Annotated in this window: 15 protein-coding genes; 4 read left to right on the forward strand and 11 right to left on the reverse strand. The window is 39.0% G+C overall.

Features of this window, described 5'->3' with window-relative positions; genetic code table 11:
- Positions 1 to 78 precede the first annotated feature (78 nt).
- The 3 genes from M1F14_RS03205 to M1F14_RS03215 all read right to left on the reverse strand — a co-directional run bounded on the left by M1F14_RS03205 (position 79) and on the right by M1F14_RS03215 (position 2723).
- A complete protein-coding gene (locus tag M1F14_RS03205) occupies positions 79 to 318 on the reverse strand; it encodes a BrxA family protein (RefSeq protein WP_001353740.1) in 240 nt (79 codons plus the stop codon).
- A gap of 931 nt (positions 319 to 1249) precedes the next feature.
- Complete coding sequence (locus tag M1F14_RS03210; protein ID WP_052219355.1) at positions 1250 to 2107, reverse strand: hypothetical protein; 858 nt, start codon at positions 2105 to 2107, stop codon at positions 1250 to 1252.
- A gap of 70 nt (positions 2108 to 2177) precedes the next feature.
- A complete protein-coding gene (locus M1F14_RS03215; protein WP_048605644.1) occupies positions 2178 to 2723 on the reverse strand; it encodes a TetR/AcrR family transcriptional regulator in 546 nt (181 codons plus the stop codon).
- 94 nt (positions 2724 to 2817) lie between these two features.
- Between M1F14_RS03215 and M1F14_RS03220 the strand changes: the two genes are divergently transcribed.
- Positions 2818 to 4305 (forward strand): MFS transporter, encoded by a 1488-nt coding sequence (locus M1F14_RS03220; RefSeq protein WP_181468910.1) that lies wholly within the window; start codon positions 2818 to 2820, stop codon positions 4303 to 4305.
- A gap of 48 nt (positions 4306 to 4353) precedes the next feature.
- Here M1F14_RS03220 and M1F14_RS03225 read toward each other — a convergent pair whose 3' ends face one another.
- Positions 4354 to 5763, reverse strand: coding sequence for an MFS transporter (locus M1F14_RS03225; protein WP_181468909.1), 1410 nt, complete (start codon positions 5761 to 5763; stop codon positions 4354 to 4356).
- A gap of 74 nt (positions 5764 to 5837) precedes the next feature.
- Here M1F14_RS03225 and M1F14_RS03230 point away from each other — a divergent pair, with 74 nt between their 5' ends.
- Complete coding sequence (locus M1F14_RS03230; RefSeq protein ID WP_048605648.1) at positions 5838 to 6500, forward strand: metalloregulator ArsR/SmtB family transcription factor; 663 nt, start codon at positions 5838 to 5840, stop codon at positions 6498 to 6500.
- Positions 6501 to 6538: 38 nt separating this feature from the next.
- On the opposite strand, the gene M1F14_RS03235 is transcribed toward M1F14_RS03230, so the two are convergent.
- From M1F14_RS03235 to M1F14_RS03265, 7 genes are all read right to left on the reverse strand, one after another.
- Complete coding sequence (locus M1F14_RS03235; RefSeq protein ID WP_232370545.1) at positions 6539 to 9028, reverse strand: penicillin G acylase; 2490 nt, start codon at positions 9026 to 9028, stop codon at positions 6539 to 6541.
- A gap of 200 nt (positions 9029 to 9228) precedes the next feature.
- Positions 9229 to 9792 carry a rhomboid family intramembrane serine protease gene (locus M1F14_RS03240; protein ID WP_181468907.1) on the reverse strand — a complete coding sequence of 188 codons (564 nt, stop codon included), beginning with the start codon at positions 9790 to 9792 and terminating at the stop codon, positions 9229 to 9231.
- A complete protein-coding gene (locus M1F14_RS03245; protein ID WP_181468906.1) occupies positions 9792 to 14729 on the reverse strand; it encodes a DNA repair ATPase in 4938 nt (1645 codons plus the stop codon). Before M1F14_RS03245 ends, M1F14_RS03240 begins: the two co-directional genes overlap by 1 nt.
- Positions 14730 to 14809: 80 nt before the next feature.
- Positions 14810 to 17011, reverse strand: coding sequence for a flotillin family protein (locus M1F14_RS03250; RefSeq protein WP_042846788.1), 2202 nt, complete (start codon positions 17009 to 17011; stop codon positions 14810 to 14812).
- Between the two features lie 79 nt (positions 17012 to 17090).
- Positions 17091 to 17726 (reverse strand): OB-fold-containig protein, encoded by a 636-nt coding sequence (locus tag M1F14_RS03255; protein WP_181468905.1) that lies wholly within the window; start codon positions 17724 to 17726, stop codon positions 17091 to 17093.
- A gap of 391 nt (positions 17727 to 18117) precedes the next feature.
- Positions 18118 to 19029, reverse strand: a complete 912-nt coding sequence (nagK, locus tag M1F14_RS03260) for an N-acetylglucosamine kinase (RefSeq protein WP_129467258.1) — start codon at positions 19027 to 19029, stop codon at positions 18118 to 18120.
- Positions 19030 to 19247: 218 nt separating this feature from the next.
- Positions 19248 to 20360 (reverse strand): SGNH/GDSL hydrolase family protein, encoded by a 1113-nt coding sequence (locus tag M1F14_RS03265; protein WP_053083838.1) that lies wholly within the window; start codon positions 20358 to 20360, stop codon positions 19248 to 19250.
- Positions 20361 to 20602: 242 nt separating this feature from the next.
- Between M1F14_RS03265 and M1F14_RS03270 the strand changes: the two genes are divergently transcribed.
- Positions 20603 to 20863 carry a type B 50S ribosomal protein L31 gene (locus M1F14_RS03270; protein WP_048605656.1) on the forward strand — a complete coding sequence of 87 codons (261 nt, stop codon included), beginning with the start codon at positions 20603 to 20605 and terminating at the stop codon, positions 20861 to 20863.
- Between the two features lie 2 nt (positions 20864 to 20865).
- The gene (gene ykgO / locus M1F14_RS03275; RefSeq protein WP_042846784.1) at positions 20866 to 20991 is read left to right on the forward strand and encodes a type B 50S ribosomal protein L36; all 126 of its coding nucleotides are present in this window, start codon (positions 20866 to 20868) and stop codon (positions 20989 to 20991) included.
- Positions 20992 to 21028: the final 37 nt, after the last annotated feature.

The following is a 21028-nucleotide window of genomic DNA, read 5'->3' on the forward strand; positions in this document are numbered from 1 at the left end:
AGATAAGTTTAAGCAAGATACTGTCAATCACAGTGACCATTCATGGTCATTACACTTCCTCCAGTTGCCAGACAATGCCTAACATAAAAACGCAAAAGCCCAAAAGTCAGAGCTTAGGTGTTCTAGGCGTTTTCTAAGCGCTGAAGAAATACGTCTTACCGTAGATTGCGTGCGTTTCTGAAGCACATTTTCCTTATACATGGCTTTATCCCAGGCAGCTTCATCAAGCTCTTGGAGTAACAAGCCAGTAATAATGCGACACTCTCGGGTTTGTAGCGAGCCGCTGGTGAGATCGGAGTTATAGCGGAAAGGGGTCATTTGTAATTATTTGTGGGTGGAGGATAGTTAACTTATTATTGTAGTTGGAAGAGGCTGCTTTCCAAACATTAGCACCTCGTAATGCTTGTTACTGTATATTAATTTATGCTCTTAGCGCATGTTAATGGGCTATTACAATGCATAATGTCCACATCAAGATAACTGTGGCTTAACACCTGTACAAGCGAAAAAAATCAATCACCTGTCCGGAAATACGGGATCACTGTAAAGTGTTGGTGAGGCAGTCTAGGAGGGGGATTTAATTTGGGATACTGATGAAAGGATTATGATCAGTTGGATATAGGATCGTACTAAGCTGAGCGGCAGGTTAGCTAGATTAGTTAACCAGATAAGTGAAATCTAGTTCCAAACTATTTTGTCATTTTTAATTTTCGTATTAGCTTACGACGCTACACCCAGTTCCCATCTATTTTGTCACTCTTCCCTAAATAATCCTTAAAAACTCCATTTCCACCCCTCCCAGTTCCCAACTATTTTGTCCGCCCACAAAAGGGCTCATTATTTAACCGTAATGAGCCTTTTTTTTCAAATTTAAGCAATCTTGAACATATTTGTGTTGATTGTATACGTATAAAAAATAAAAAAGAAAGGCAAGAAAAAGTTGAATATATTGATAACCTCTTCTTTATAAAAAAAGAAAATGCGTTAAGTATCAATGATCTTTCTTTTGAAAATAGTGTTTTTTTACTTGCACTTATACGGTGTTGTGCTGATGAAAACCTAATGTATTTAGATAGCCTTGATAATCGGAGGTATGAAAAATTAACACCGAATTATAATTTTGATCTGTTAATTATAGAACAGCTTTATACCGCTGGTTTAGTCACTCATTTTCCTGCATCAGGGGCATTTTCCTTGTAAGAAAAATGACCCTGTGTTGTGGAATAGTATCGTTAGTAAGGATGTTATTTCACTTTCCTTTCAATTTTGGTAAAAGATCTTCTATTTCAGAATAATAAAAAGGCTTTTCATTATTCGTTTTAAGTGGGTTTATAGTAAATATATCCTTATAAATTTCATGTATTGTTAGGGTTCCTAATGAGGGATATTTTTTTAACCCAGTAGCTTGTGCTACAAAGTCGACATCAATAACATATTTTTTTCCATTATTATCTATTTTAACATTTCCTTCAGAACCATAATCAAATAAAATACGCCCTTTCTCTTTTACAAAGTCAAATGCATTTTTTCCAGTTATAGACTTACCATCGACATATTTGGTAATTAGTACTTGTTTACCATTTTTTAATGTGATTCCTCGAGAAAAATCATTATCCCTATTTATTTCATTTAATACATTTGAACAGCGAGAGTACTCGGTGTTTTTATTACTTTTCTGTATATTGTCATCATTGGGTATTTTGATAACAAAGTTACCTATCCTATAGGCGGCTCCATATACCCCTTTTCCGATGAGATCGCCGGAACATAGGACTATAGTATGATCATTATTCCCTGTTGGAATGAATGTTTTTCGGTGGTTTTTAATTAAATTAATATATTGTGAGGGTAGTATTTTATTTTGTGATTGAGTGTAAATTACATTTTTCTCCCTAATTATTTCAGAAAATAAATCTATATTACCTATACTTTCTATGTTTTTTTTATCGCTTTTTATTTTGTTTGATATAATTTCTTTTTTATAATTTAGTTCTATGTTTTTGTTTGCTATATTTACTATCTTGTTTTTTAGTGTGACCTTGTTGGAAATGTTATATATTTTATTTGGGTTATGTTTATAATCAACATTGATAATAATTGGTCTCATAATAATCTCCATTTAAATATGTTGTATAATGATATTAAAATTAAGAGATTATTTATTTTAAAAAAGGATGTTATGAGTCGTTTTTCAATAAGTTAATCATATCACTAAATATAGATTGCCATTCATTATCATCGATTTCCATTAATCCCATATAGCGCAGCATAAAAGCGCCTTCAGTTGCTAGAAAAATAATTCTTGCCTGTTTGCCTTTTTCTGTGGATGTATCCAGGTTTTCAATACGTTCACGATACCAAATACGTGTACTTTTAAGGTATTCCGGCGTTTGTAATAATGACGCCATTAAGGCCGCACCTTTGGCCATTGAGACTTTATCGTGCTCATGGGTTGCTTGTAGATGGGCTAAAATTTTCCTTTCTGGGCTATTATCTTGCTCAATAACTCGGTTGAATACTTCATCATAGGATCGGCCCCAACGTTCAAACATCGCATCGATAAGGGCCTCTTTATTGCCAAAGCAGTACTGAACTCCACCTTTAGAAATCCCCATTGCTTTTGCAACAGCATCAATAGTCAGGGCTGCGGCCCCTTGTGTAATGACGATTTCTTCAGCGGTATCCAGTACCTTATCGCGATCAATCGTTCGTTGACGTCCCATTTAGAAAAACCTCTTTTCAATACATACGTATGGATTTATATTATAGCACGATCATCAATAAAGCGTGATCAACTAAACTCATTGGGAGAATTTTATGTTAGCCGATTATAAACGCTGGATAGTACTTCTGTTAGTATCAAGTGTGTTATTTCTTATAGTTATTGATGTTACTGTGCTTTATACCGCACTGCCCAAGTTGACTCATGATTTAGGTGCGACCGCATCTGAAAAACTATGGATTATGAATGCTTACCCATTAGTGGTTGCAGGTTTATTGCCTGCTGCGGGAATGTTAAGCGATAAAGTGGGTCATAAGCAGATGTTTTTATTGGGGCTACCATTATTTGGCATAGCGTCATTATGTGCGGCTTTTTCGCCAACGGCGATGAGTTTAATTTTATCTCGAGGCTTCCTCGCGGTTGGTGCTGCTGTAAGTATGCCAGCGACATTAGCGATTGTTAGGAATGTTTTTTTAAACCCAAAAGAAAGGGCGCTCGCAATCGGTATTTGGTCTGCTGTGGCATCAGGTGGTGCCGCTATTGGCCCTTTAATTGGCGGCATCTTACTTAACCATTTTTGGTGGGGTTCTGTTTTTTTAATTAATGTTCCTGTTGTGTTATTAGTTTTACCATTTGCTTATTGTTTGGTTCCTAAATGCGGTGGAAATAACAACAAAAAAATCGATGTACTGGGTGCTATTTTAGTTTTGAGCGGGCTTATCAGTTCTATTTATACATTAAAAGAAATAGGTAAAGCTTATACAGATTGGACTGCTGTAATGGCTTCTGGGGTTATTGGTGTGGTCTTTTTGGCGGTCTTTAGGCATCGGCAAATCACATCGGAATCGCCAATGATTGATTTTGCCTTATTGAGAAATCCTAAATTTAGTGCTGGTATCTTGATGGCAATTATATCCCTTGTGGTTATTGTTGGGGTCGAACTGCTGCTTAGTCAGCGGTTGCAGTTGGTACTAGGTTATACGCCATTTGACGCGGCGCTTTATATCATGCCTATTCCTATTGCCTCGTTGATCTCAGCCCCTTTAGCGGGGGTGTATTTGCATAAGTTAGGTGAAACAAAATTAGCTGTTTTAGGGTTTACATGTACCTTAATTGGTGTTGTTGGTTTAGCGTGGGTATTTAAAACATCAACAGGTTTATTATTACTTTCATTCTTATTTTTGATTGGCTTTGGGTTAGGGGCTATTTTTACTACGGCTTCTACAACGGTAATGTTAAGTGCATCCGAAGAAAAAGCAGGTATGGCAGCTTCTCTTGAAGAGGTTGCTTATGAAATTGGTAGTGTACTTGGCGTGACTTTTATGGGGGGGTTGATGAGTGCTGTTTATACGTTAAAGCTATCCCTTCCAGATGATTTAGCGGTCAGTAATAAGGTCTATGATAGCATTGATGAAGCGTTGCTGGTTTCTGAAAAGCTACCATTAGACAGTGCTAACAGATTAATTAATCAGGCTAATATTGCTTTTGATCATGCCTTTTTAGTGGTCATGATAGCGACGATTGTTGTCTTGCTTGTTAGCATATTGGCTCTACCGTACTTTATGCGTACTAAAAAACACTGAATTGATTAAAAATGGGAGCTAGGTTGCTCCCATTTTAGTTGGATTTAATTATTTCACTTTACGGATCATGATGATAGCCATCAACGGGCTAAGGGCAAATAACGCAAATAGCCAGATAGATGCCTGTTGTGCCCCCAACATTCCGCCGGGGCTGATTAGCCCACTATTGTTAACAACGACACCAACAAGAGCTGCTGATAAGGCCGTGGCATATAGCTGAATAGTAATTATTGAAGAAGATGCAAGGTTTTCTTCCCCTTTTGGCGCATTATTAAATACACGTAGAACGAGGTGAGGCCAACAAATGCCAATACCTAGCCCAACGCCCGCCATAGCAATTAAGTAAATAATAAATAAAGGTAAAGATTCGGTCAGTTTCTGGTTATGCGTCAATACTGCTAGAACAATCAGAGATATAAATATGATGACCGGCCCGACTCTTATAATCTGAATGACTACCTTACCTGTTTTATTTGCACTAAATAGTGCCCCTATTGTCCAGCCAGCAGCCATGATCGCAGTTAAGTACCCTGCATATAATGGTGAAAAGTGATGAATGGTTTGAAGAAAATAAGGTACATAAATTTCTGTTGTCATGCCACCAACAAGTAAGCACATAGTTAAAAAAATCACACCAAGCTGATTTTTTAACGAATAGGAGCCGGTTGGTAATAAACGTTTTCCGTTTTTCCCATCTAACAACACAATAATAATAAGTGTGGCGAGGCCAATGAATAAGCCAATCAGGTTTACTAGTAATTTTTCCGATAAGCTACCAATTGAAATAGCAAGAACTGAGATAACAAGTAATGATATTGCTAAGAAAGGAATTTTAGCCGTTTGAGGTGGCTGGTTTTGCCTTTTTGGTAGTTGTCCGATGACAATTAAGGATAAAAAAACGGCTACAGGGAGTAGGGCCCAAAATGCCCAGCGCCAATGACCTCCCTCTGCAAAAATACCACCAATGGCTGGGCCACATAAGGTCGCTATTCCCCACATACCAGAAACGACGCCCATCGCCCGTGACCATAAATTTTCTGTGAAAACAATTCGGATCAAAGCATAACTTAGTGCGAATAAAATCCCCCCACCAAGTCCTTGTAGCGCTCTCCCTCCAAGTAATATCAACATAGATGGGGAAGCCGCACACCAGATAGACCCAAGGGAAAATAATATTAATGCTATTAAATAGGCAAATTTAGGCCCAAAGCTATCTAAAATTTTGCTGGAAAGCGCTGAACCGACAATTGAAGTTGCCACAAACAACGTGGTATTCCATGCATAATATTCAAGACCACCAATATCGTTAACCACACTGGGTAATATGGTTGTTACGATATAAATATTAATAGCGTGTAAGGCAACGCCTCCAGTGAGCGCTATTGTGAGTAATGCATTGGAACCACTGAGTAAATCAGCCCATTTACCCTGTGCTGTTGTTGGTGTTTTATTGCTCATAGAGAGACCCGCTAGACGGAATAGTCAGAAAAGAGGTATTATCCAAGTAATGTATTGGATAATAGAGTCGTATAATGATTAAAGCAAGTAATTACTTTGATAATTTAAATCTCACTCAAGCCGTAGATAAAGTCCTTTTTTGTATTAAAACGAAAGGGCCAATATCTACAGCAGTAATCGCTAAAGATTTAAATCTGACGGGGGAGGCTGCACGGCAACACCTTCAAAAGTTAGTTACTTTAGGGTTAGTGGAAGGTGCTCAGTGTATGTCACAAACCGGAGCAGGAAGGCCTCGGCAAAATTGGGTTCTCACTGAATTAGGGCACCAGCGTTTTCCTGATACCCATGCGCAATTAGCTCTGCAATTAATTGATTCTGTTCGTACTATTTTTGGTGATGAGGGTTTAGAGCGCCTGATAAGCCAAAGAGAAGAGGAAAGCCGAGATAAATATTTTGCACGTTGTAAAGGTTTGGCATTGCCGGAACGTTTAGCAGCATTAGCAGAAGTCCGGAGCGAGGAAGGCTATATGGCGAAAGTTGAGCAAGATAATGACAGTTGGTTATTTATTGAAAATCATTGCCCAATTTGTGCTGCCGCGACGGTTTGCCAAAACTTTTGCCGTTCGGAATTAACTTTATTTAGCGAGGTAGTCGGTGACGAGGGGAGTGTTGTGCGTGAGCAATACTTGCTAAATGGTGCGGCACGTTGTGTATATCGAGTCACAGTTAAAAACTAAATACCAAGAAGTCTTGGTATTTAGTTATCAAAATAAGCTTATTGATAAACAGTGAGTGTTTCCGTTGATTCTATATGTGGCGCCAGTTCTTGTTTATCTAACCATAATGGTTTTTTACCGAACTGGTTGTACAGTGAAAGCTGGTCTTGGTAATGGGGTGAGCGTTTGCCTTGGGGCGAAATAAAACCACTTTGACCAGGAGCAACAACATCCCACGCTTGAACACCATTTTCAGTAAATACCACAAGGTTATTTTCTGTACCTCTATTATGGTATTCATTTTGATGGAAATTTTCTTTTGCTAGAGCCTGTGGAACCCCAAAGAAATTATTTTCACGGAAAGTTAATGCAGTAGCATTGGTTTGCCAGTTTGCAGGGTCGTCGCCGTATTTATCTTTCATTTTTTGGTAGGTGGTATCCAGTGCTTTTCGGATGATAGTATTCTTGGATTGACCTGAAAAAATATCCACTGTTTGAGGAATAGCGGAGTCATTACCCAGTAGTGATTCATAAAGTAACTTGGCACCCGTGCTAATATTTAATGACCCTGTAGGCCCTTCTTGTGTGGTTTCATAGCCACTTGCAAGATACCATTTATCAAATGGGGCTGGGATCGTTTGGCCTAATGTAGCTTTGAGCATTTCTTTTAACCAAATATCAAGGATGGCTGAACCTGGGTGAATATAGTGTTTACCATCACTGGATAATTGGTTTATACCATCCCATTGTTTGAGTATTGAGACTAATTTGGCTGCGTTATCACTAGCTGGTAAGGTTTCAGTAGCTTGGCTTAAATAAGGCATAAATAAACGCCGGTTGAGGTCAACACGGCTAGTCTGTTGTAAAATATTCCACATATCATCTGATGTTAATTTATCATAAGAATCTATGAGGTTATCTATCTCTGTCACTCTATCCGCACTGCCCCAGAGAAAAGCAAAAAGGTCGCTCGCAGGGTAATTTTTTGCGGGGGAATTATTCCAGTTAGCGATATAACCTGATTTAGGGTTATACACTTTAGGGTTGTTTTCGAAGGGTTGCATACCTTTCCAATCCCAATCACCTGTTCCTGGAACAGGTAAACGCGGATCATGGTTAGCTTGGCGATCTGGGTAATGACCGGTGTGAACATAGCCGATGTTTCCGTCTTTATCGGCGTAGTACCAGTTAATTGTGAGGGCTTGGTCCTTTGCTTGGTTTAGCCATTGCTGCCAATTTTGTGCTTGCCCTTGTTTAACCCATGCCATTAATGATGATACTTCTTTCCCATCCCACGCGCGAGATTTACTGTAAGCGGTGTGAGTAGAGTCGTCGCGCTTAATAATATTGCCATGAACTGTACGGTAAACAGCAAAGGTAACCGGTTTTTCGCCTTTTACGTTGATTGTTTCTTGGCGTGTTAGCATTTTTTTCCATTGGCCTTGATGTAAATAATTATTGGGGTTTTCAGGTGAAACTTCTTCAGCAAAGATATCAACACCATCGCCAAACCCTGCCGTTGACCCCCAAGAAATATGGCCATTATGACCGAATAAAATAGCTGGGTAGGCAAAAGGAGTATTTCCAACAATGTTAAACCCTGCACCATGCAAACCAATACCATAGGTATATGCGGGGTTAAACCAACCGAACTGAGGGCCGTTGAGTAAAATAGCGTTTGCGCCAGAAGCTTTATTTTTCCCCACTAACCAAATATTGCTGGTGGTGGGGTAGCCCGCAATCCCATTAGCTCCACCTTGTTCGTACTGTTGGGAAATTAACGCATTGTTTTGTTTAGGGGAAAGAGCAATAAGTTTACCTGAGTTATTTTTAGCGGGTCGATCAAACATGGGAGCCGTTAAACGGTAATCATTAATTTGATTCAATTGTGTTGTTATTTTGTTATTTTTTGAATCTGAATAGGTAAATTCTTGCGGTGAGATGGTTGTTGGTGCATTGGGGTTATTAAGCCAATTAATTTGGTCAAAGACTTTTACTCCCATTTGTTCACCATACTTATCTTTCAGTGCAGTAAGTAATGCAAGGTTATCAATTTCACTGTTCATATCAGAAAAACGATTTGCCATTGTACCAACCATGATCATGGCAACATCAAAGCTATCCCATTGTGAAGGTAAAAAACCATAATCGATAAACTGCTTAGGCATTAATTCATTTGGTTTTTCATTAACTTGTTTTATCCATGCATTCATTCCATCAGCATAACCTTTTAGAATATCTTTCTGTTCTGTCGGTAAATGAGTTATTTGTTGATGAATAGAATCTGGCCAATAGTTAGTTCTAATATCTTTGTCAAAAGCGATGTAATCTTTACCTAACACTTCTGAAACCGTGCCCTGTGTGCTGCGTTTCGCCATTTCCATTTGGAACAGCCTGTCTTGTGCGACAGCATAACCATACCCATAAAAAAGGCTATAAGTATCATCGGCATAAATATGAGGAACACCATAGCTGTCTCGTTCAATTTTCACTTGTGTAGTGTGTGCGGCAAGTGAGGTGAATGACAAGGTGGTTAACCCGAAAACCATTGCGATAGGTATGACTTTTTTTTTCATCGGTTGTGTCTCCATTGTCGTTATTGTTTTTTGAGACTAGCATTATTACATTGTTAATTATTGGTTAATTTTAAGTTAATTATTAATATGTGAATCAAGCTCACAAAAAGGGATACGTAAAATGGGAAAAAAGATAAAAAATGAGTCAAATGGTGGGGTTATTTGAGCGAAGATCAACGCATTTTTTTGTCGTAACGATTAGCCAACCATGCGTAGGTAATACCAGCTAGGGCACCAGCAATATGGGATTCAGTAGAAATATACAGGTTAATGGGGAGCAAGCCGCTAGCCATCGTACCAAAATAAAATAACACGAATAATGCAATGGCAATATCAACCCATTTTCGCCGTAAAAAGCCTTGGGCAATGAGTAAGCCCCATAGACCAAAAACCCAGCCACTAGCACCGATATGGATAGCATTACGGCCTAGTAACCAAACAGCTAAACCACCAACACTGATAATAAACAATGATGCCAGTAGATAAGCTTTAACTGTGCGATGAAGTAGCAAGGCACTTAAAATGATAAATGGCGGTAAATTGCTGAATAGATGCCCCCAACTACCGTGGATAAAGGGGGCAAAAAAAATGCCTAGTAACCCGGTCATGGTTCGAGGGACAACCCCAAAGGGGGTTAACCCACCCACTGTTAGACTATTAATTAACTGAACAATAATAAAAATTGCTACCAGAAAAATTAATAGCCTAATACGCGGGTAACCTTGCAAAAAGTTCATCAGGGGTTACCAAGGGCTTGGACGCTTTCTACTAATGAAGCTAGCTGGCCCACGACCCGATCACCAATATCGGCATTATCGCCACCAAGTGCTTTATTACGCATGAAGTCTTTCTTAATTTGCTGCCAGCGTTTAGCATCTTTCTGAGAAAGAGTGCCACGTATTTCAGCCAGTTTAAGTAAGTTTTCTTCTGCACCAGTGGTTAAAAGTTGAGCTTCCCCAAGGTAGTGGTCATCAAGTAACCTTTCTAGCTCATCGTCATTCATAACTGAAGAAACCTTTTCACTCAATTTATTCATGTTTCGATAGCTACCTTGTAGACGGAAAGCCGGCTCTGTACGGTATTTATCTGATTGGGCTGCACTTGCGATATACTGTTGGTTCACCTTCAATACAATATCTCGTAACTTAATCATTTTTTTGATTACTGAAGTAATTTCATTTATTTCAGCATCTGAATATGGGTAGCTGAGTGAGTTAGTTGAGATTGATTTCCCCATAGCTTTGTCGACAAATAAGTAGAGGTCATTAAGGTCCCGTAACGCTAGAGGGGCTAATACAGGGTTAGATGTGAGGCTATTTTCGATATAACTCAATGCAAAAGCATCATCCATCCCACCTAATACTTCCCCGAGGTTATAGATATCAGCACGGTTTGCTAGCATATCTGGAATACGGAACACTTCTCCTGACTCGGTATAAGGGTTACCGGCCATGACGACACAGAATTTTTTGCCTCGCATATCATAAGTTTTGGTTTTTCCTTTCCAAACCCCTTCAATGCGCCTTGTTCCATCACATAAGGAAATAAATTTCTGTAAAAACTCAGGGTGTGTATGTTGTATATCATCGACATATAGCATCACATTATTCCCCATTTCGAGGGCTAAATTCAGCTTTTCAAGTTCTTGCCTTGCCGTGGCATTAGGTGCTTGTTCGGGGTCAAGGGAAAGCACATCATGCCCAAGAGCAGGGCCATTAACTTTCATAAAAATTAACCCTAAGCGATCTGCCGCGTATTCCATTAAGGTAGTTTTACCATAACCTGGTGGGGATATCATTAATAGTAGCCCCATTAGGTCGGTGCGTTTCCCTTCCCCAAGAGCCCCTATTTGTTTCGCCATATTGTCACCAATAATTGGCAAATAAACATCATTTATCAATTTATTACGAACAAATGAACTCAGTGGTTTGGCTTTGAACTCATGAAGTTTTAAGCGACTACGTTCTGTGGCAATAATGCGTTGTCGTAATGCTTGATACTGGCGAAATTCAGGAATAAAACGTTTCCTTTGCCCACGCATACGACCAAAGTAATTATCTAAACTTAAGGATAAAGTCTGGTTTTCAATCGTTGGATGCTCACCTAGCAAACCGCTAACTTTAAAGTAAAGGTCAGCTTCACTATAACGGGCAGAGGCGACTTTATCTAATATGATAATCGCGATTGCACCTGGTATATAAGGTTCTAGATGAGAAAATTCAGGTACAGAACATAGCCCTTGTAGCCAGTTTTGAATTAATGACCAGCGTTGAGCATAGCGAGTACCTAAGTTTTGTTGTGAACGATTGAAATCGAGCCACATATGCGCGTCTTCCAATCGGCTTTGTAATGCGAGCACTAATTCCCTAGCATATTTACTATAAACCAATTCTATGGGTGTTCTCGCTAAGGCAAAACTTAGATATTCAGCAGCCTGAGTCTGTACATACCCTTGGCATTGAATTGGGTTATCTTGTAAAAATAAGCTGATACCAGCTTCAATTTCGGCTTGTAGGTCAAGTAGGGCATTATCATTATGGAATAATTGGTGAATATTCATTGCCGTTCTTGCGCGTTCCGGCCATTGAGCAGGGTAATCTTCGTTTTGTACTTGTTCCCAATAGATTGCAGCAATGGCACGGGCTGTTGGGTTATAACGTAGAAGGTCTGCATTTTCACCGATTGGCAGTAATTTTTTCAGTAGTGCAACGGCATCATGGTCATGAATACCTTTTTCATAGCCTTCTTTGTAACGTGGGCTAGCAAAATCACGGACAATTTTCTCAAGTTTTTCTGGGGAAGTTAACGCACTTTTTAGAAGACTAAAATCCAGCCCGTCTTGGCGCTTGGTTGCCGCATAAATAATAGAATAAGCAAGGTATTCTGAACGATAAACGGTATCAGACTCAGATTCTAGTGATGCACTCCAATAAGGTCGTAACTGTGATAACTCTGCATTCTCAATAGGTTCTTGGAAATCAGTCCCTGTTAGATAAACCCACAGTTGATCATTCTTAGGTAAAATCGTTAGGTCTAGTTCTTGGGTATTCACACTAAAACGGTGACGACCCAATTTAATGATATTGCCGCCATCTTCAAAAATATCTGTTTTATCCCTTAGGACGCGGATAGCTTGGTCGCGAGAGGCTTTTAAACGAGCATCGATATCATCTGCCTTAACGTTATCGTTAATTTCCCTTAGTTTTTCAATAATTTCGCGAGTTTTTAATGCGAGGGGATCAGATGCGAAGAAAGCGTTAAGTTCATCTTGAGATTGTAAACGGGCGGTTCTACGTTGCAAGCTATCGAGTAGGCGATCTGCTGCGGTTAATAAGTTTTGAGCACGACGTTGGCGGTCGTCAATTAGAACTTGTTTATGGGACTCAAAGGTTTCGAGTAATTCTTCACGTTTAGCAAGAATATCATCGAGAAATTCATCATGGCTACTAAACTGGCTTTCCAGTTCTTCTAATTGAACCAGTAATCTTGATAGCTGATCATCACAACTTTCAGGGTCAGAGGCAAGGGAAAGTGCATTGGTGATCCCTTGGCTAAACAAGCGAAATTGAGCCCCAAATTGCGCGACAGTTTCCACGCTACTTTGAGATTTTCGTTTTTGTTGTAAGCGAGCACGAGACTGGTTTAATTGTGCATATATTTGTGAGATAGCATCAATAATACTTGTTTGTTGAGTGACATCGTTAAAAGACAATGATGCCATTAAATTGGATAACATATCTAAATCAGCAGACATTTTTTCCATGTCATTCATGGGGACGTCTAACTGAGCACTGTTTTGTGATTTTTCTATTTGTTCTTCAAAAATAGCAAGCTGTGATTTAAAAGGTAGTAATGCTTTATCGCTTGCAAGGAACGCTGCGGTTGCTTGTGAAACAGATTGCTGAGCTTCAATTATTTCATTTTCCATTTCGCTGAGTTGTTCTAAATCCATATAGCGAAATTCACGTAATGAAATTAAATGCCCTCGATGTGCATTGAGAGAATTTAAACCATCAACAAACTGTTGAATATCAGTCCAACCATCAGGCAGTGTCAAAGAAAGTAGTGATTTTTGACGACTGACCGCCTCATTCATTGATTTGGCGGATTGTTGCCTAATACTCTCAACTTTTTCATACTCATCAAGAACTAATTCACTAGTCTGAGTAATCTCTTTCAGTAATTTACCAATACTTAGGCACTGTTCATCGCTGAGCCAATAATAGAGATCTAATAAATTTTTGGGTTGTTGGCTAAGTTGTTCATAGCGCGCAATAGAAACTTGGTTACCTTCTATCTCTTTTGCAACATGCAAAATTTCTGAAATACCCCTTACTAAATCAGCATTTCCTATACGCCCAAAAAAACCACTCCGTGTTGGTTGCTGATCTGCAAACTCTTCTGAGTAAAAAGGTGTTTGCCAAACCTGCATAGGATGCACTCGGGTGGCTTCCTCCCCTTCACCTTCAAACAGTACCATTTTGCCATCTTCAAACATGGCGTAGCCATGCCCAATAAGCGGAACGGATAATGTACGTTCGATTAAATTATAGTTAAATAGGGCAAGGCGACCTTGGTTTGGGGAATAGAAAACATATAAGACATCTTCACCATTTGGAGAACGACGTAAACGACGAAAACGCATTCCCTCCATGGGCTGATCAAAGGTTTTGTAATCGCCATTTTGTAAATAGTAGCCACCAGGGAAAATAATGCCGTGATCTTCAGGTAGCTGAACACAAGCTTGCCCAATGGCATCGATGCGTTGTACTGATTGGGATAATGTGTTGTAAACCAGATAACGCCAACTTTCTTCTCGGTAAGGCAGAACCTTTAATATAATTAAGCTGCCTGTTTGAGCGTATTCAATTTGTGCATCATCAAGAGACTGGTTTTTATCCAGAACAGCTTCCCGATAAATCCCTAAACCATCTTCAGTATTATTTTCACACTTAATTGTTAAGTCGCCACCGATAGTTTCAATAAATACAGTATCAAGAATATTTAGATGAGGGTAACGACCATTAACCGTGTTTTCGCGTGTGGTTTTATGCCATTCAAAGTCATACGCGGGAGGAAGAGCTATGTCCCGCTCACCTCGATTATCTATATATTCGATACGGCGTTTATCACTTGATATAGACCAACGGAAAACACGGACATCAGTGATGCGGTCACCAATTTGGAAACTGGCGAGAAGTTTCCCATCCCTTTCAACAAGCTGAAGGAGTTGGGTGTTTTTATAGTAAGTGTACAGTTCAGTAAAATCTTGAACAAAGCGATTATCGCTTAAAAAGGTTTCTTCGTAAGGGACGGCTTCAACATCAAATTCGTCCTCAACTTCGACGAGTCGATATAATGAAAAAACATCTTCAAGGTGAGTTTCTTTTTTAAGCCCGAGGAAAACGTTATAACCAAATAAAAGCCATTCACCAACACGAACAATGTCCCTTGCTTGGCAATTATTTTCAGTACGAATACGAATGCGGCCAATAATATCCATTTGGCTTTGGCCAAATTCTTCTAGCCGTTTTTCATTCAGTAACGAAGCTTTTTGATGAAGTTGCTGACCTTGCTCGGTTAGGCGCTTACGCAATATTTCATACGCCCCCCCTTCTGCGACAGCGCTATCGAGTATTTCTTGTTCGCGATCCGTATCCTGAATATCTGACATGGTGCAGCAAATTCCCTTAACTAAGACAATAAAAATGAAAAGCGATTAGGGGTAGAATTACCCCTATATGTGCTGATTACTTAAAGTTGGTCATCTGTCGGTGGAATAGGTTTTGCAGTGACTGTTTTTGCCAGTTGCCCTGCCCCTTTCGCTGCCATAAAGCCATTGATTAGGTCTTGAACTTCAGGGTTTTTTAGTAAAGCGGCAATATCAACTTTCTTATCTTCTTTGCTGCGATTAATTAGTTTTTCAACATTCTCTTTAGCGAAGCTGCTTTTATCCATAAAACCATCAACAGCTTTGCCTAAGCTAAGTGCTTTTGAGAAAGTATTAAAGAAGCTGCCATCACCACCTACAATTTCGATATTGGTTTTGCTCAGTGCAGCAGCCAATACATCGGCTTGTTCACGAGCAATTTCTTTATTCGCATCAATAGAGGCCATGGCTTGTTCAAATTCTTTCTCAAGACGCATACGGAACTCTTCATGAGAACGAGCAGTATCGCTGAGGTGATCCATTGATTTAAATTTATCTGTTAAACCATCAGCTTCGGCTTTCAGGCGTTGGCGGATAACTTCTGCTTGTGCTGAACCTAATTGACCTTCACCGCGAGCTTGTGCTGCCAGTTTTTCTTCAAGGACTTTGGCATCGGCTAAGCCTAATTTTTCTTTAGCGTTAGCTTGTTGTTCTTCACCACGAGCTTGCGCTGCTAATTTTTCTTCAAGAATTTTTGCTTCAGCAAACCCTTGTTGTTGCTCAGCTTTTGCTTTAGCTTCCATAACTTGGGCTTCAGTTAAGCCTTTTTCTTTCAAGCCACGTGCTTCGGCTAGCAGTTTCTCAGCCGTGATATTAGCAAGTACTAAACCTTCTTTTTCTTCGGCTTCCGCAGTTGCTTGGCGAACACGAGCTTCTGCTAAACCTAATGCGGCATGCTCAGCTTCAATACCTTCAGCTAAACGTTTTTTCGATTCAGCTTGTTTTGCTGATGCTTCTAATTCAGCTTGTGCCATCGTACTGATTTCTTCTGCACGGTGTTTAGCGCTAGCTTCATCTGCGGCAGCTTTTTTCACTTGGCGGACTAAAGACTCTTCCGCTTCTGCTTCGGCATTAATGACAGTGACTTTTTTCATACGCTCAGCTTCAGAAACTTCGCGAACTTCTTTAATGCGTTCCTCTTCTTGTGCAACCGTTTTTTCCACTGCTACACGCTCACGGATTACATTAGAGATATTCTTACGTTCTTCTTCCAGCGCTTTTTCTTTTTCAATACGTTGTAATTCAACTTCTCGTTCACGAGCAACGACTTCAAGTTCACGAGCACGGCTAACGCGTTCTTCTTCAATAGCAACAGCGCGAGTGCGGTTCTGTTGAGCCACTTCAACTTCACGCATGCGGTTTTCTTCGCGAATTTCAATTTCTTGCTGAGTTTGGATACGCGCTTGTTCTGATTTTAAACGTTCTTCTTCTTGAACACGTAAAGTTTCAGCCTGTTCACGCGCTCGGATATTATCGATTTCACGTTTTTGACGGGCTTCTGCATCAGCTTGTTGACGCTCAAGTGCTAAGCTAGCTTCACGCGTTTCCACATTTTTCTTTTGAATCGCCAGTTCTTGGTCTCGTTCTTTCTGGTTGGTTTCTATATTGTGAATAGCCGTAATTTCAGTAATTTTACGAATACCTTCGGAGTCAAAAATATTATTTGGGTCGAGGGCTGATTTTGGTGTCTGTTCTAGGTAGTCGATAGCGACATCTTCCAGAGCGTAACCGTTGAGGTCTTTACCTATTACATCCACAATGCGGTCACGGAAATCTTGTCTATTTTCAAATAATGTTGCTAAATCTAATTGTTTACCGACAGTTTTTAATGCTTCTGAGAATTTAGCACTAAATAAGGTGCTGACGGCTTGGTGGTCTGATGCGCGGTCAACCCCGATAGCTTTAGCCACTTTCAGTACATCTTCAGTGGTTTCATTTACGCGCAAGTAGAATGCAACCGTGATATCTGCGCGTAGGTTATCATGACAAATAAGGCCATCTTTACCGCGACGGTCAACTTCCAGAGTCAGCAATGAAATACGCATGAACTCTTTTTTGTAGATAACGGGATAAACTAATGCCCCAGTAAAATGTACTTTTGGTTGAGACGACATATCGTTGACAATCAAAGCAGTACCTTGTGGGACTTTGATATAGAAGGCTTTGAATAACCCAAAAAACCCTAAAATAACTAGGATTATCCCTCCGACAATGGTTAAAAAGGGCATTAATGCAGCCAAATCCATATTTTTTCTCCATAGGTTCTGACGATGTCGTCATTTCGATGATTCAAGCAAGTATTATTTTATATAACAACCAATAGCTTTAGTTGCGGAATTCTTTTTCAGTGACAACTTGGTAACTGTGTGAGTCTGCGTCATAGCTAATAATAACAACGCGATCACCCCGTTTTATACCTTCTGTAAATGGCGCTCGTATTTGCAAAATTAGCCCGGCACCACCATCTTCGAGTATGGCTTCACCGTTTTTTTCATTGACGGTACCTGAGCGGACTGTGGCATATTTCCCGATGAGTTGGCGTACTGTTTTGGGTTTATTGAGGCTAATAAGTTTATTCCGTACAGGTTTTAAGCAAAGGGCGGTTAAGTGAAGTGAGATAAATATCGTGATAACAAATACAGCAAAACCAACAAGATAACGCAATAGACTTAAATCAATAAAGCGAATAAAACCATAAACACTAAAGTAGGTGATCACCCAACCAAACAGTGTAAATAATGTCAGAATAATGGTGACAGGGACCCCTGCTAACCCAAGTTTTGTTAACCACCCAGCAAAACCTGTTGCGTCAATACCGCTATCAAATTCAGTATCAACATTGAATAAATCAATATCTAACAGACCAAAAGCAGCGCATAGCCAGTAAAACAACACAATAATTAGTAAGCCGCTAAAGATAACTGTTGGAAACATCAAGCTGTTATGGAAAAACAAACTCATAGGATTTTCTCTTTATTCTAAGTATGTATACATAGTATGCAAAAACAGGAACAGCTTGTTTAATTTATCACCATTAAAAAATATAACGTAATAATATATTTTTTAATTAATTACAGTATCAGACTAGTCTATAAGCACTTTTAATTTTTGAGTTTCGTACAATACTGGATTGATATCCAGTGTGATCCTCTGAAGTTATTCCTAAAGTACTTTTTATAATAAGAAGCTACTGACAGAGCATGATTTTATCATTAATAGCTAAGTTGATGATAATCATTCTCAACCAAAGAGGTGGTATTTAAAGGATAAAATGGGGAAAATAGAAATGATTAAAGTGATAAATTTGCGCTTCATTGGCTAAAAGCTTAATGAAGCGCAAAAAAGTACAAAGTTAGTCAATTAAGTTTAGGAATGCTGCCCCTCGAGCCCCACCAGAGTCACCATAACGTGCTTTTTCAATCGCAGGTAATGTTGCGATGCCATAAAGATATTGTGGTAGGACTTCAGGTAGTCGTTGATAGATTTCTTCAAATTGTGAGAGCCCCCCACCAATAACGACTAAATCAGGGTCGAAAACGGTGACGATTTGCCCCATAAACATTGCAAGCAATGATATATAACGGTCGACATGCTGTTTTGCTTGGATATCACCTTGCTTATATTGTTCAATGATTTCGATTGCTGAATGTTTTCTACCAGTAAACGAAGCATAGATACGTTCAAAGCCGGGGCCAGATAAATAAGTTTCAAAGCAAGCGGTTTGCCCACAACCGCAAATGATTTCAGGGACTCTATCACCCAAAAGCTTAGCGCCGCGAACGCTTAAATTCATGTGGCCAATTTCTCCGGCAATCCCATTTTTTCCAGGTAGCACTTTGCCGTTTATGACGAAACCACCACCAACCCCTGTTCCTAGAATTAAGCCTAAGACGGTTGGATAACGTTTGAATTCAGGGTCCCAAGCTTCTGATAAAGCAAAACAATTAGCATCATTTTCCACTTTGACTGGGCGCTGTAAAATATTAGCCAAGTCATGAATTAAAGGTTTATATTGCGCAGTTGGGACGTTTGTTGTGAATACAGTGCCTTCAGCATGGTTGACGATACCTGGCACACCAACTCCTATTTTGCCTAGACAGTTAAATTTTTCATCGGCTTCTTGTGTGAGTGTGAGAAACGCGTTTAACAGTGATTGGTAGTCATTTTTAGGCGTAGGAACACGTTTTTGCCAGACTTGATTTAACTCTTTGTCAAAGACAGCAAGTTCAATTTTTGTTCCGCCCATGTCAAAGCCGTAATACATTTTCACCTTCCCCTAATGGTTTATTTATTAAAAAGCTAATGTATCTCTTTGATAAATAATAAATGATAGTGCGTAATAGGTTAATTATACAAAAGATCACTAGAGGATAAATTATTGTTTTAGATTTTATTTTTCTTTAGGTGTTTTTAGGTTGATTTGCATTGAACAATAACAGATTAAAAGAGGCCAGTGTGTAACGACTCGCCTCTCGGTGAGGGTTAATCAGTTGTTGTAGGAGCTACAGGAGATTTAAAATTTTTTGCAATAAATTCATTGAGTTTAAGTGCCACAATGGCATGAACTTCTTGTGTTGGATGGACATTATCATTAAATAGATAAGGTGGGGCCGTATCTAGTTGTTCTTTTCCACCAATATAACCGTTAGCAAATGGTAGGTTTGTTTCATAGTTAAGGGTTTTGGCTTGCTGATAAATCTCTGTCATCGTTTTATCAATATCAAAAAAGACGATATTAGTACTATGCAGAGCATTTAATTTTTTTATGCTATTTTCCAATGCTTGATTATGCATAAGAGTTAGCATTTTCATTTTATTTTCATATTCCATCGGTTTTTCGTTCTTAAAGGGGGTTTTACTAGGGTCAGGTATCCCCATTATTAAGATATTCTGTGCACCATGCTTTATCATTTTATTGATTGCTTTGAGCTGACTGGAAATGACTTTATAGGTATTTGTTTTATTGAATGTCATGTAATCATTAGAGCCAATAGAGATAATAGCAAGGTCTGACTTATTGAATTTAATACCTTGTATTTGCCTTTTTATATTGGAAATAAATCTAAATTTAGGGTTTTTTTGGTTGTAAGTTGCGCAGACAGCGCCCCCTTCGGCCTTATTGATAACTTCAACAGGTCGATATGTATTATTTGAATTTTTGTCTTTGTAGCTCATCACTGTTGGTGAAGTTAGGAAGTCTACCCATGTGAAGCCGTTAGTAAAGCGTCCTTTATAGTATTGTGGTGCAGAAGGTAGCAGCCCTAGTGTCTTTTTCAGCATTCTTCCTTCTGAATCTGACAGGCTGTCTCCAACCACAATAACTCTTTCAAAATTATTAATTTTATCTTTTGGCTGGCTATACATACTAATAGCTAATGAAAATAGTTCTTTAGACTGTGAAGAGTCAGTCTCATCGGTATTAATACTATTAGTTGATGGGTTAGACACATTAAAAATAGGTACGCCTCCTAACTGAAAACGGGAATTAAATAACATTTTGATTTTACGAGTGAATGAGGAAGAGGTATTTTCAGGTCGACAATTATTTACTTGATCAGTATGACGAGGGAAAGTGCGTATTGTTTCTATAGGCATTGTTTTTTTACCCAAATAATTAATTAAGTACTTATAAAGTTATCAGGTAATTTTTTATTCAAATATCAAATAGTGATAACAGATTTTTGGTTTTTCTAGTATTTATTCTCTTATAAAGTGTTTTAATTCAGTTTGTTATGTTTATTTTGTTGTTTGTGAAATAGTGTTGGTCCATAAAATAGTTGCGTCGTTATTTTAAATAATATATTGTTATATTATAACATAACATTTAGGTGGCTATTATGAAACAGGGGATACATCCACAGTACCGTACAGTGGTTTTCCATGACACAAGTGTTGATGCTTATTTTAAAGTGGGCTCGACGATAAAAACGGCAAAAACGATTGAATTTGAAGGGGAGATTTTCCCTTATGTCACCCTTGATGTGTCTTCTCAATCGCACCCATTCTATACCGGCAAACAAAAAGTGATTTCTCAAGAAGGGAAAACAGCACAATTCCAAAAACGTTTCGGGCATTTTTTACAAACAGAGGGGAAATAAACGTGAAAGTGTTGAGTTCGTTAAAAACGGCAAAAACGCGTCATCCAGATTGCCAAGTTGTTCGCCGTCGTGGTCGTGTGTATGTGATATGCAAAACAAACCCACGTTTTAAAGCTGTACAAGGCTAACTCCTTGTTAATTTTTTCTGGTGTTTCTTGCTTTTGC

The sequence above is a fragment of the Providencia sp. PROV003 genome, assembly GCF_045040775.1.
Lineage (GTDB): Bacteria > Pseudomonadota > Gammaproteobacteria > Enterobacterales > Enterobacteriaceae > Providencia > Providencia huashanensis.

Excerpts from the sequence above, each read along its gene's own strand:
- M1F14_RS03230 (WP_048605648.1), top strand. The coding sequence starts at position 5,838 with ATGATTAAAGCAAGTAATTACTTTGATAATTTAAATCTCACTCAAGCC.
- M1F14_RS03265 (WP_053083838.1), bottom strand. The coding sequence starts at position 20,360 with ATGCCTATAGAAACAATACGCACTTTCCCTCGTCATACTGATCAAGTA.
- M1F14_RS03215 (WP_048605644.1), bottom strand. The coding sequence starts at position 2,723 with ATGGGACGTCAACGAACGATTGATCGCGATAAGGTACTGGATACCGCT.
- M1F14_RS03250 (WP_042846788.1), bottom strand. The coding sequence starts at position 17,011 with ATGGATTTGGCTGCATTAATGCCCTTTTTAACCATTGTCGGAGGGATA.
- M1F14_RS03205 (WP_001353740.1), bottom strand. The coding sequence starts at position 318 with ATGACCCCTTTCCGCTATAACTCCGATCTCACCAGCGGCTCGCTACAA.
- M1F14_RS03240 (WP_181468907.1), bottom strand. The coding sequence starts at position 9,792 with ATGAACTTTTTGCAAGGTTACCCGCGTATTAGGCTATTAATTTTTCTG.
- M1F14_RS03270 (WP_048605656.1), top strand. The coding sequence starts at position 20,603 with ATGAAACAGGGGATACATCCACAGTACCGTACAGTGGTTTTCCATGAC.
- M1F14_RS03210 (WP_052219355.1), bottom strand. The coding sequence starts at position 2,107 with ATGAGACCAATTATTATCAATGTTGATTATAAACATAACCCAAATAAA.
- M1F14_RS03255 (WP_181468905.1), bottom strand. The coding sequence starts at position 17,726 with ATGAGTTTGTTTTTCCATAACAGCTTGATGTTTCCAACAGTTATCTTT.
- M1F14_RS03235 (WP_232370545.1), bottom strand. The coding sequence starts at position 9,028 with ATGGTTTTCGGGTTAACCACCTTGTCATTCACCTCACTTGCCGCACAC.
- M1F14_RS03245 (WP_181468906.1), bottom strand. The coding sequence starts at position 14,729 with ATGTCAGATATTCAGGATACGGATCGCGAACAAGAAATACTCGATAGC.
- M1F14_RS03225 (WP_181468909.1), bottom strand. The coding sequence starts at position 5,763 with ATGAGCAATAAAACACCAACAACAGCACAGGGTAAATGGGCTGATTTA.
- M1F14_RS03220 (WP_181468910.1), top strand. The coding sequence starts at position 2,818 with ATGTTAGCCGATTATAAACGCTGGATAGTACTTCTGTTAGTATCAAGT.
- nagK (WP_129467258.1), bottom strand. The coding sequence starts at position 19,029 with ATGTATTACGGCTTTGACATGGGCGGAACAAAAATTGAACTTGCTGTC.